This is a genomic window from Rhodoplanes roseus, assembly GCF_003258865.1.
In the GTDB taxonomy this organism is placed as follows: domain Bacteria; phylum Pseudomonadota; class Alphaproteobacteria; order Rhizobiales; family Xanthobacteraceae; genus Rhodoplanes; species Rhodoplanes roseus.
Window position 1 is genome coordinate 1 of sequence record NZ_NPEX01000183.1, and the last position, 12,017, is coordinate 12,017.

Below are 12,017 nucleotides of genomic sequence, written 5' to 3' on the forward strand. Positions count from 1 at the left end.
CCGCATCGCCTTCGACGACGGCTGGGAGAGCCTGGAGGATCTGCCGCCGTTCGCCACCACGGTGGCGACCGACACGGCCCGCAAGGTGATCACCCGCAACGAGTCGCCCGACATCTCGTTCGACCGCTCGATCAACCCGTATCGCGGCTGCGAGCACGGCTGCGTCTACTGCTTCGCGCGGCCGACCCACGCCTATCTCGGCCTGTCGCCCGGGCTCGACTTCGAGTCGAAGCTGTTCATGAAGCCGGACGCGCCGGAGCTGCTGGAGCGCGAGCTGTCCGCCAAGGGCTACGTGCCGAAGACCATCGCGATCGGCACCAACACCGACCCGTACCAGCCGATCGAGCGCAAGACCGGCCTGATGCGGCGTATCCTCGAGGTTCTGGAGAAGACCGGCCATCCGGTCGGCATCGTCACCAAATCGGATCTCGTTCTCCGCGATCTCGACATCCTGTCGCGGATGGCCGAGCGCAAGCTCGTGCGTGTCGCGCTGTCGGTGACGACGCTCGACCCGAAGCTCTCGCGCCTGATGGAGCCGCGGGCGCCGACGCCGGAGCGCCGGCTCGCCGCGCTGCGTGGCCTCGCCGAGGCCGGCGTTCCGGCGACCCCGATGGTGGCGCCGCTGGTGCCGGCCATCAACGACGCCGAGATCGAGCGGATTCTCGACGCTGCGGCGGCGGCCGGCGTCGAAGGCGCCGGCTACGTGCTGCTGCGCCTGCCGCTCGAGGTGCGCGACCTGTTTCGCGAATGGCTCGTCACCCATTTCCCCGACCGCGAGCGCCACATCTTCACGCTGATCCGCCAGATGCGCGGCGGCAAGGACTACGACGCCAAGTTCGGCCAGCGGATGACCGGCTCCGGCCCCTATGCCTGGATGCTGGGCCGCCGCTTCGAGAAGGCCTGCGATCGGCTCGGGCTCAACTTGCGCCGCACCGCGTTGACGGTCGAGCACTTCGCGCCGCCGCCGAAGCCGTCGGCGCAGCTCGAGCTGTTCTGACAGGCAGCCGTCGAACCCGCCGGCCGCCTGCCGCTCGACGACGTGCCGGTGCGGCCGGGCTTCGATCGCGAGCGCCGCCCGGCCCGGCCGCCACGCATCGCGGCGGCTCGGGCTCGTCGCGCCCCGGTCGGTGGCTCATCGCCCCGCGATCGCAGTGTCGGTCAGAAGCGCGCGGACGCCCGGCGGACGGGTGCCGCCCCGCGACACGACGGACGCCTGCTCGAGGCTGTCCAGATAAGGCTCGTACGAGCCGAATGTCAGGAACGTGTCGAGGTGAGCATAGGGCCATTCGGGGGCGTCGAAGCGGCCGCCGCCGAGCTTGTGATGCAACTGCGCGACGAGATCGAGGAAGCGGCGCCGCTCCGGCACCAGCTTGGCGAGCGTCCGTTGCCGGATGTGCTCCGGCGGGATGTTTCGTGCCTTCAGGGTCTCGACCGCGGCGGCGACCGCCTCCGGGGTCGGATCGCAGACGATGCAGTAGTCCGGGTCGAAATAGACCTCGCGGCCGCCGGCGCTGGGAGTGCTGACGACGGGGAGCCCGGCCAGCATGTACTCCATCGAGGCATAGTTCGCGCCCTCGACCTCCGACAGGATCAGGCCGACGCGCGCCCGGTTGATCTGCCGGTTCACGCCGGCCGGGTCGAGCCGGACCGGCCGCCGGTCGACCACCGGATTGAGCAGGCGATGCGAGGGGTTCTCGCGGACGAGCCGCGCCATCAGGGCGATCTCGTCCTGGTGCTCGTCGTGGCTCTCCGAGACATAGCCGAGATACCCGACCGTTCTGATCAGCTCGGCGAGCGCGTGGCGCTTCTCGGGCACGAAGCGGGCGTTGTAGACGGCGTCGAATTCCGGCTCCTGCTCGGCGATCGGGTGAAAGACCCGCTCGGACACGAAGAAGTTCTTGTTCAGGAACAGCGCCGGCAGCCCTTCGCCGGCCAGCATGTCGGCCTCGCGGCGCGTATTGCCGATGAAGACGATGCGGTGCGCCGGGTGCCGCCGCCGATGCTCCTGCACGGCACGGCCGATCGCGGCGATCTTGTCCGGATCCTCGATCGACCAGGTCGGGTAGACGATGAAGCCGGCCGCCGTGTCGCCGAAGCGGCGCCCGAACGCTCCGGCGACGCCGAGCCACTCGTCGAACGTGATGCCGGTGACGAAGACCGGCGGATCCCGGGTCAGCAGCCGCGCCGTCCCGAAGTCGTGCGGCTTCGGCGGATGGCCGGCCGCCGGCTGCGCGTGGAACGCCACCCGGCCGTGCCGCCGGGCGCGTCGCCGGCGCCGCCGCCCCAGCGGATCGGCGAGGCTCTGCAAGGTCACCCGGAGCTGCAGCCCGAGGCGCGGCGACGCGAGGAGCAGCCGCGGCATCAGCGTCGCGAGCCGCGTCGGCTTGACGTTCTCGACCAGCACGCGGGCGAGCTCGCGGTCGCTGAAGCTCGCCTGCACGACCGCGGCGTGGCGGACGAGGGAGTCCAGGAAGGCCTTCGACCGGAACACGGTGCGGCCCGAGCCGAAGCGGGCGAGCTGGTCGAGCACTTCCCAGAACCGGTCGTGCCCCAGGATCGGCCGGAACCGCGCGGCGTGGCCGAGCATGAAATCCACCGTCTCCTCGGCGAGGGCGAGGTGGAGGGCGTCGAACTCCGGCCGTCCGGCCCTCAGGCCCGTGACGGTCTCGCGCACCGCGAAATAGTTCGAGCCGTGGATGCGGTAGAACGAGAGCGGGCTGTCGATCAGGGCCGTCCCGCCGAGCGCGTGGGCGAACGGATTGAGATAGGCGTCGGCGCCCCGCAGATACGGGGTCGCCCGCTGCTGACACACCGCCTCGAGGATGCTGTGGCGGTACATGTTGGCCGAGCCCGGCCCCCAGAACCACCCCATCTGGGTCGCCGGGATGGCGGAAACACGGGGCGACATGCGGTCGAACTGCCGGTCCGACACGGTCGCCACACGCGGCGCGTCACGCCGGTCGACCAGCCCCGGGCAGTCCCACAGAAGCGGCGAGCCGAAATGCGGATAGCGGCCGCTGCGGACGCCTCCGGTCGCGTCGGTCTCCACCACGTTGCTGGAGGTCAGGGCGACCGGGCTCGGCAGGGCGAGGTGAACCTGAACGTGACTCGACACGAACGCCGGGAACAGGATGTCATCGGCGTCCAGGATCGTGACATAGCGGCCGTTGCATTCCTCGAAGGTCCGGAAGAACGCGCCGAGCTGGCCGTAATTGGCGTCGAGCGTGACCAGCCGGAATCGCGGGTCGCCGGCGATGATCTGGCGGGCGATGTCGACGCTGGCATCGGTCGAGAGGTTGTCGACGATGATGCACTCGATGTTCGGATAGTCTTGCGCAGCGACCGACTCGATCGCCTGATGCAGAAATTGTCCGTAGTTGTGGTTGATGATCAGGATTGAAACGAGCGGCTCTGAATTCGTGGTCGTCATGTGCTGCACTGGCCGGAGATTAACGGGAGACGTAAACTAAAGGGCTCATCATAGGGATTGGCGTCCGCTTAGTACAGCAGGCGGAAATCGGCTACAGAGAAGACTAGCCCGATAAGCCGGCCGGCTGGTCCATCGTCCAGCACGGGACGGCGCCGCAGCCAGAGCTCGGCGGCGGACCGCCTCTGCAGGGATCGGCGGACCGCCGGAGCAGGCTCGGACGGTCGCCGCGCCGCGGGAGTTGCCGGCCGCGGCCGAGGCCGGCACCATGGCGCCATGAGTCGCCGCACCGATGCCCCATCGCCCAAATCCGCCGCCGCTGCCGGGCGAGCCGATGCCCGCTCGAAGTCCGGTTGCGCCGATGCGGCCGCGGCCCCGCGCCTGCCGCTCGTCGAGGAGCCGCTGCGGCCGACCTTCGATCGCGAGCGGCGCGCCCATCGGCGCGGGCTGTGGCCGGTCGCCGGCTGCGACGAGGCCGGGCGGGGGCCGCTCGCCGGTCCGGTGGTCGCGGCCGCCGTGATCCTCGATCCCAAGCGAATCCCGCGCGGGCTCGACGATTCGAAGAAGCTGACGGCGGAGCGCCGGGCCGTGCTGTTCGAGCGCATCTGCGCGGTCGCCGAGGTGGGCGTTGCGCTCGGCTGCCCGACCCGGATCGACCGCGACAACATCCGCCAGGCCTCTCTGTGGGCGCTCTCCCGCGCCGTCCGGGCCCTGCCGGTGGTGCCGAAGCTGGTCTTCGTCGACGGCTGCGACCGCATCGACGCGGGCTGCGACTGCGAGGCCGTGATCTCGGGCGACGCCCTGGTGCTGTCGATCGCGGCCGCCTCGATCGTCGCCAAGGTGACGCGCGACCGGCTGATGGAGCAGGTCGGCGCCGCCCATCCGGGCTACGGCTTCGAGCGCCACATGGGCTACGGGGTTCCCGAGCACCAGCGCGCGCTCGCCGCGCTCGGCGCGACCCCGCATCACCGCCGCTCCTTTGCGCCCGTGCGGGCCGTGTGCTCGGGGCTGCCGGCGGTGGAGACGGCGGGCGGACCCGACGCCGCCGGGCCCGATGCCGCGGCGGGGCTACGCCGGATCGCTTCCTAGTCCCACCCGGGTTTGCTACGACGGTCGGCACGGCCGCGCCCCGGACGGCCGCCCCGGCGGCGCGCGGGACGTCGCCGGCGCGCCGAGGTCCGCTCCCGTCCCGACGCCCGAACCGCGACGCACCCGCCGATGCTCCACGTTTCCCTGTTCGTCGAACTGGTGCGGGCCCATCCGCGCCTCGTGGTGTGGACGGCCGCGCTCGTCCAGGCGACGCTGTGGTGGCTGGTGCCGACGCTGTTCTACTCGGCACCGCCCGGCAACCTGCCGCTGATGATCGCGGTCGGCCACGAGTTCCAGCTCGGCTCCTATTGGGGCCCGCCGCTGGCGAGCTGGCTCGCCGAGATCGCCTTCGCGATCGCCGGCGCGCCCGGCGTCTACCTGCTCTCCCAGGCCTGCGTGGTGGCGACCTATTGGGGCGTGTTCACGCTCGGCCGCGCCATCGTCGGCGCCCAGCACGCCGCCATGGCGGTGCTGCTGATGGTCGGCATCGCGGTGCTCACCGTGCCGACGCCGGATTTCGGCCCGCCGATCCTGGCGATGCCGCTCACCGTCTTCGTGCTGCGCCACTACTGGCGGGTGATCGGCGAGGGCCGGCGCAGCGGCTGGTACGTGATGGCGATCGGCCTCGCGCTGCTGCTGCTCACCATGTATGCCGGCCTGATCCTGCTCGCCGCCATCGCGGTGTTCACGGCGGCGAGCCGGCGCGGCCGCGAGATGCTGCTCGGCATCGAGCCCTGGGTGGCGCTGTTCCTGATCGGCGTCATCGTCTTCCCGCATCTCCTGTGGGTCGACATGTCGGGCGTGTGGGGCGTGTGGACGACCGGCGGCGGCACCTCGGTGATCGATCCCCTCGAAAAGCTCGGCCGGCTGCTCGGCGGCCTGCTGCTCGCCCATGTCGGCGTCGGATTGCTGTACCTGATCGCGGTCGGCCTCAAGCCGCCGGCCGAGAAGGCCCCGACCTTCCCGCGAAAGCCGATCACCGGGCTGGAGCGCCGCTTCGTCCTGTTCTTCGCCGGCGCGCTGCCGCTGGCCGCGATCGTCGCCGGCGCCTTCATGGGCGACCGCGGGCCGATCGGCGGCCTCGGCCCCTATGTGGTGCTGTCCGGGCTCGCCATGGTGGTCCTGGCCGGCAACACCATCGTGCTGCAGCGGCAGGGGCTCACCACTGTCGCCTGGAGCCTGCTGCTGGTCGCGCCGCCCGTCATCGCGGCCGCCGCCGTCGCCGTGCTGCCTTTCGTCTCCACCACCGACGTGCCGATCTCGCAGCCCGCCAACGCGATCGGAAAGTTCTTCGGCGACACCTTCGAGCGGCGCACCGGCAAGCCGCTGGCGATCGTCGCCGGCGAGCCGCGGCTCGCCAGCCTGGTCGCCATCGCGGCGCCGTCGCGGCCGAGCTTCTATTTCGACGCGGCGCCCGACCGCACCCCGTGGGTCACCGGCGAGGAGCTGCGCCGCAAGGGCGCCATCGTGCTGTGGCCGACCGCCGGCACCTCGACGGCGATCCCGCCCGACATCAAGGCCCGCTTCCCCGATCTGGTCGCCGAGGTGCCGCAGACCTTTTCGCGCGCCATCCAGGGTCGGCTGCCGCTGATGCGGGTGGGCTGGGGCATGCTGCGACCGCAGTGAGGATTTTTCCACCAGGCGCCGTGTGCCGCCGCGCCGTCGCCGGCACGGTCCTGTTGCTCGGCGTTCTGCTGCTCGCCGTCTCCACCCGCGCCGAGCCGCAGCACGCCTGTCGACCGGCGGAGTTCAGGGTCCTGCTCGACGTCGGCCACACCGTCGACCAGCCGGGCGCCACCAGCGCGCGCGGCGTCACCGAGCACGCCTTCAACCTGCGGCTCGCCGAGCGTATCGCGCGGGCGCTGCGCGACGGCGGCTTCTCCCGCACGACCCTTCTGGTGGTGCGAGGCCGTGGGCGAAAGCAGCTTCTCGCACGCACCAGGGTCGCCAACGCCGATCCGCCGGACCTGCTTCTGTCGATCCATCACGACGACGTCCAGCCGCGGTTCTATTCGCAGTGGACCCACGAGGGGCGCGTGCGCGCCTACAGCGACCGCTCCGCCGGCTGGTCGGTCTTCGTGTCGCGGGAGAACCGGCGCTTCGACGCGAGCCTCGCCTTCGCCCGAGGACTCGGAGACGCGCTGCTGGCCAAGGATCTGCCGTTCACGCTGCATCACGCCGAGGCGATCCCGGGCGAGGGCCGCGAGGTCTTGGATGCCGCGCGCGGCGTCTTCCGCTACGACGGCCTGATCGTGCTGAAGGACACCGCCGCGCCCGCCGTGCTTCTCGAAGCCGGCGTCATCGTCAACCGCGCCGAAGAGCTCGCGCTCGCCGGCCGCGAGCGTCAGGGCGCGATCGCCGGCGCGGTGCTGACCGCCGTTCAGGAATTTTGCGCGGCGCCTGCGGCGACACGGCCTCAGTGATAGCTGTCGCCCTCGCGCACCTTCCCGCGGAACAGCCAGTACACGTAGGCGACGTAGCCGAGGATGATGGGCAGCAGGACGACGGTGCCGGCCAGCATGAAGGCCTGGCTCGACGGCGCCGCCGCCGTGTCCCAGATGGTCAGCTCGGGCGGCACGACATACGGGTAGGTGGAGATCGCCAGGCCGAGATAGCCGAGCAGGAAGAGTCCGATGGTGCCGACGAACGGCACCCAGTCGTGCCGCTCGGTGTGGCGCCACACCGTCCAGGCCACGGCGGCCGTGACGACGGGCACGATCCACAGCACGTAGATGTTGGGCGTCGAGAACCAGCGCTGCGCGATGCGGGCGAAGGCGAGCGGCGTCCACAGCGACACCGCCACCATGAACGCCATCACCAGGAGCAGCAGGCCGCGCGCCTGCCGGCGCGCCTTCTCGGCGACCGGCCCTTCCGTCTTCATGATCAGCCAGGTGGCGCCGAGCAGCGCGTAGCCGGCCATCACGGCGAAGCCGCACAGCGCGGCGAACGGCGTCGCCCAGTCGAACGGGCCGCCGGCGAACTGGCCGTTCTCGACCGTCAGGCCCTGGATGAAGCCGCCCAGGATGACGCCCTGGCAGAACGCCGCGCAGGCCGAGCCGACGAAGAAGCCGATGCTCCACACCGCCGTGGTGTTGGCCTGCGGGGCGCGGAACTCGAACGACACGCCGCGCAGCACCAGCGCCAGCAGCATGGCGATGATCGGCAGATAGAGGGCCGGCATGATCACCGCATAGGCGCGCGGGAAGGCGACCAGCAGGCCGCCGCCGCCGAGCACCAGCCAAGTCTCGTTGCCGTCCCAGAACGGCGCCACCGAGGCCATCATCTGGTCGCGCTGGCGCTCGTTGTCGGCGAACGGGAACAGCAGGCCGATGCCGAGGTCGAAGCCGTCCATCACCACGTAGAGGGCGACGGCGACGGCCAGCAGGACGGCCCAGATCGTCGGGAGATCGAGGAGTTCCATGGAGATCTCCCGTCCTACAGCGCGCGGCGGCTGGCGTCGCCGGCCGCCGATTGCGGCCGCAGCGGCGTGCCGGAGCGCGGGGGCTGGTCGGCGCCGTGGGCGAGCCCGTTGGCGAGCAGCCGGTTGATGAAGTAGATGCCCATCGAGAAGACCATCCCGTAGACCAGGACGAACAGCGCGAGCGTCGCCGCGATGCTGCCGCCCGGCACCGGCGAGGTGGCGTCGGCGGTGCGCAGGATGCCGTAGGCGATCCACGGCTGGCGGCCGGATTCGGTGACGATCCAGCCGGCGACGATGGCCGTGAAGCCGAACCACCAGGTGTGCGACACGAGCTTGAGGAACCAGCCGGTGGTGAACATCGAGCCACGCCACCACAGCACGGCGCCGGCGACCGCGATGCCCAGCATCGAGAAGCCGATCGCCAGCATGATGCGGAAGGCGAAGAAGACGTTGGGGACGGGCGGACGATCCTCCGGCGGGAAATCCTTCAGTCCGGGAAACAGCCCGTTCGGATCATGGGTGAGGATCAGCGACGAGGCGTAGGGGATCGAGATCGAGACGCGGTTGCTCTCCGTCTTGCTGTCCGGCCAGGCGAAGATCTCGAAGTTCCCCGGCTTGCTGCCGTCCCAGTGGCCTTCCATCGCGGCGATCTTGGCCGGCTGGTGCTTCAGGGTGTTGAGCCCGTGCTGGTCGCCGATGAAGATCTGCAGCGGCGCCAGCACGATGATCATGCCGATCGCCATCCTCACCATGAGGCGCGCCTCGTCGTAGTGGCGCTCGGCCAGCACCCAGCGGGCGCCGACCGCCAGCACCACGAAGGCCGTGGTGAGATAGGCGGCCGTCACCATGTGGGCGAGGCGATACGGGAAGCTCGGATTGAAGATGATGGCGAGCCAGTCCTGCGGATGGGCGACGCCGTCGATCATCACGTGGCCGGCCGGCGTCTGCATCCACGAGTTGGCCGACAGGATCCAGAACGCCGAGGTGGCGGTGCCGGCCGCGACGATCACGGCGGACAGCGTGTGCAGGAGGGGCGGGACGCGGCCGCCGCCGCCGAACAGCAGGATGCCGAGGAACGACGCCTCCAGGAAGAAGGCGGTCAGCACCTCGTAGCCGATCATCGGCCCGATGACGTTGCCGACCACCACCGAGAAGCGGCTCCAGTTGGTGCCGAACTGGTAGGACAGCACGAGTCCCGAGACGACGCCGAGCGCGAACGACACCGCGAAGATCTTGGTCCAGAACTGGGCCAGCCGCCCGTAGCGCTCGTCGCCGGTCCGCTGCCGCAGCACCAGCAGCGTCGCGATATAGGCCGAGAGGCCGATCGTGAAGCTCGGGAAGATGATGTGGAACGTGATGGTGAAGGCGAATTGCACGCGGGCGAGCAGAAGCGGATCGAAGTCCATCACGTCGTACCCCGGGAGTGTTCACATCGGGCCGCGCGGCCGGATCGGGTCGCGGGCGAAAGGCGCTGGCACCGCGGGGCGGAGCCGGGGCGCATCATGCGGCCGCCGGGCCGACAGCCGCCACGGCGGCGATCCCCGACGGCCCGAGCCGGCGGGACGGACGTCGTGAAGGCCGCGGCGCGGCGCATCGCGGCGCGCGAACAACGTGAGACGGTACTCCTTTGTTCCGCGGTTGCACAACGTGGCTCATGGCCGCGCGGCGGCGCGGGGCGCACGTGCCGAGACGCTTGGCCACCGGCCGGCACGGCGCGGCGGTGTCGAAGTCCACAGCCGCGTGTGGCACGTGAATTGCCGCCGCCACAACCCGGGGATAGAACCAAGGGCAGGGGTAGGCCGCCGCGCGTCGGTCGCGTCGGCCGGGCAGGGGGCACGTCATGGCCGATTCCGGTTCGCGCGGTTCCGCATCCGGCGGGACATCCTTCATCGACCGCTATTTCGGGCTGACGGCGAGCGGCACCACGGTGCGCACCGAGGTCATCGCCGGGGTCACCACGTTCCTGACGATGGTCTACATCGTCTTCGTCAACCCGACGATCCTGGCCAATGCCGGCATGGACAAGGGCGCCGTCTTCGTCGCCACCTGCGTGGCGGCGGCGGTCAGCACGATGGTGATGGCGCTCTACGCCAACTATCCGGTGGCGCTCGCGCCCGGCATGGGGCTCAACGCCTTCTTCGCCTTCACGGTAGTCCTCACCTACAAGTACTCGTGGCAGCAGGCGCTCGCCGCGGTGTTCTGCTCGGGCGTGCTGTTCTTCCTCCTGTCGATCTTTCGGTTGCGCGAATACGTCATCAACGCCATCCCGCGGAACCTGAAGCTCGCCATCTCGGCCGGCGTCGGCCTGTTTCTCGGCATCATCGCGCTCGAGCAGTCCAAGATCGTGGTCGCTCATCCGGTGACCCTCGTGACGCTCGGCGATCTGCGCCAGCTCCCGGCGATCCTCTGCCTCGCCGGCTTCGTGCTGATCGCCGCCCTCAACTCGCGCAAGGTCCTGGGCGGCACGCTGCTCGGCATCCTGATCGTCACTCTGCTCGGCCTGCCGTTCGGGCACGCCACCTTCACCGGCATCGTCGACGTGCCGCCGTCGCTGGCGCCGACCTTCCTGCAGCTCGACTTCTCGGTCTTGCACGAGCAGACCTTCCTGATCGTGGTGTTCAGCTTCCTGTTCATCGACGTGTTCGACAATGCCGGCACGCTGATCGGCGTCACCCACCGGGCCGGCCTCCTGGACGAGAACGGCCAGCTGCCGCGGATGAAGCAGGCGCTGATCTCCGACAGCTTCGCGGCGATGTTCGGCGCCCTGATCGGCACCTCCACGACGACCAGCTACATCGAGAGCGCGGCCGGCGTGTCGGCCGGCGGCCGCACCGGGCTCACCGCCGTCGTGGTGGCGCTCCTGTTCCTGCTGGCGCTGTTCTTCGCTCCGCTGGCCGGCATGGTCCCGGCCTATGCCTCGGCGGCGGCGCTGCTCTACGTCGCCTGCCTGATGACCCGCGGGCTCGCGGAAATCTCCTGGGACGACGTCACCGAATACGCCCCGGCCGTGGTCGCCGCCGTTACCATGCCGCTCACCTATTCGATCGCGACCGGCATCGGGCTCGGCTTCATCACCTATGCGGCCGCCAAGATCGTCTCGGGCCGCTTCCGCGAGGCGACGCCGGCCGTCGTGGTGCTGGCGGTGCTGTTCGCGGCGAAGTTCGCGATGACCTGATCGCCGCGGCCGGTCCTGCCGAGATCGGAACGTTCTTGAAACGTTCTGCAACTCTGATATCGTGACTGCGACGTCCGGCTGTGGCGCCGACGTCGTGTCGGAAGTGGGGCGGATCATGATTGCGTCTGTGGGACGGGCCGCGGCGGTCGCCGTGGCGGTGGCTGCTCTGATCGGCGCCGGCCTGTTCGGCGGCACGGCCGCGGCGCAGGACCGGCGGCAGAACGAGCCGGGTCAGTTCGACTTCTATGTGCTGTCGCTGTCGTGGTCGCCGTCCTATTGCGAGGCGGCGGCCGAGCGGCGCACCCGCAACGACAACGGCCGTCCCGATCCGCAATGCGGCGCGCGGCCGTTCTCGTTCGTCGTGCACGGCCTGTGGCCGCAATACGATCGCGGCTTTCCGGAGTTCTGCCAGGTGCCGGCACCGCGGCTCAATCGCGAGATCGTCTCCGCGATGCTCGACCTGATGCCGAGCCCCCGCCTCGTCTTCCACGAATGGGACCGGCACGGCGTCTGCTCCGGGCTCGGCGCGCGCGGCTATTTCGAGGCGGTGCGCAAGGCGCGCGCGGTCGTGAAGATCCCCGAGGCCTATCTCGAGCCGGAGGCGACCCTGACGGTGACGCCCGACGAGGTGGAGGAGGCCTTCGTCAAGGCCAATCCGGGTCTCGACCGCTCCGGCATCGCGGTCGGCTGCAACCGCAACCGCCTCACCGAGATCCGCATCTGCCTCACCCGCGAGCTCGGCTTCCGCGACTGCCCGGAGGTCGACCGGCGCGCCTGCCGTCGCGACAAGCTGGCGATGCCGCCGGTGCGCGGCGGCTGAGGCGATCCGGGGCGGCCCGTCCGGCCGGCCCGTCCCGGGCCCGGGCCCGGGCGCACCGTCGCGCGTCTCGCCAGCGCGTGCGCAC

At 70.5% G+C, this 12,017-nt stretch carries 9 protein-coding genes; 6 read left to right on the top strand and 3 right to left on the bottom strand.

Translation table 11 applies throughout. The features are described 5' to 3' along the window. Positions 1–997, top strand: a 997-nt coding sequence (locus CH341_RS21445) for a PA0069 family radical SAM protein (RefSeq protein WP_111421017.1), incomplete at its 5' end; no start/stop codon positions are given. Between the two features lie 135 nt (positions 998–1,132). On the opposite strand, the gene CH341_RS21450 is transcribed toward CH341_RS21445, so the two are convergent. Next, a complete protein-coding gene (locus tag CH341_RS21450; RefSeq protein WP_146604568.1) occupies positions 1,133–3,430 on the bottom strand; it encodes a glycosyltransferase in 2,298 nt (765 codons plus the stop codon). Positions 3,431–3,703: 273 nt separating this feature from the next. On the opposite strand from CH341_RS21450, the gene CH341_RS21455 reads away from it, so the two are divergent. The 3 genes from CH341_RS21455 to CH341_RS21465 all read left to right on the top strand — a co-directional run bounded on the left by CH341_RS21455 (position 3,704) and on the right by CH341_RS21465 (position 6,939). Beyond that, on the top strand, positions 3,704–4,516 hold the full coding sequence (locus tag CH341_RS21455) for a ribonuclease HII (RefSeq protein ID WP_111421019.1): 813 nt from the start codon (positions 3,704–3,706) through the stop codon (positions 4,514–4,516). A gap of 129 nt (positions 4,517–4,645) precedes the next feature. Further along, positions 4,646–6,142, top strand: coding sequence for a glycosyltransferase family 39 protein (locus CH341_RS21460; RefSeq protein ID WP_111421020.1), 1,497 nt, complete (start codon positions 4,646–4,648; stop codon positions 6,140–6,142). Between the two features lie 20 nt (positions 6,143–6,162). Continuing rightward, the gene (locus CH341_RS21465) at positions 6,163–6,939 is read left to right on the top strand and encodes an N-acetylmuramoyl-L-alanine amidase family protein (RefSeq protein ID WP_111421021.1); all 777 of its coding nucleotides are present in this window, start codon (positions 6,163–6,165) and stop codon (positions 6,937–6,939) included. Here CH341_RS21465 and cydB read toward each other — a convergent pair. Then, entirely contained in the window at positions 6,933–7,937 is a 1,005-nt protein-coding gene (gene cydB, locus CH341_RS21470) for a cytochrome d ubiquinol oxidase subunit II (RefSeq protein ID WP_111421022.1), read from the bottom strand. The two genes, CH341_RS21465 and cydB, sit on opposite strands and share 7 nt — an antisense overlap. A gap of 14 nt (positions 7,938–7,951) precedes the next feature. After that, positions 7,952–9,343, bottom strand: coding sequence for a cytochrome ubiquinol oxidase subunit I (locus tag CH341_RS21475; RefSeq protein WP_111421023.1), 1,392 nt, complete (start codon positions 9,341–9,343; stop codon positions 7,952–7,954). A gap of 434 nt (positions 9,344–9,777) precedes the next feature. Here CH341_RS21475 and CH341_RS21480 point away from each other — a divergent pair, with 434 nt between their 5' ends. After that, positions 9,778–11,112 (top strand): NCS2 family permease, encoded by a 1,335-nt coding sequence (locus tag CH341_RS21480; RefSeq protein WP_111421024.1) that lies wholly within the window; start codon positions 9,778–9,780, stop codon positions 11,110–11,112. Between the two features lie 115 nt (positions 11,113–11,227). Beyond that, complete coding sequence (locus CH341_RS21485; RefSeq protein ID WP_111421025.1) at positions 11,228–11,932, top strand: ribonuclease T2 family protein; 705 nt, start codon at positions 11,228–11,230, stop codon at positions 11,930–11,932. Positions 11,933–12,017 lie beyond the last annotated feature (85 nt).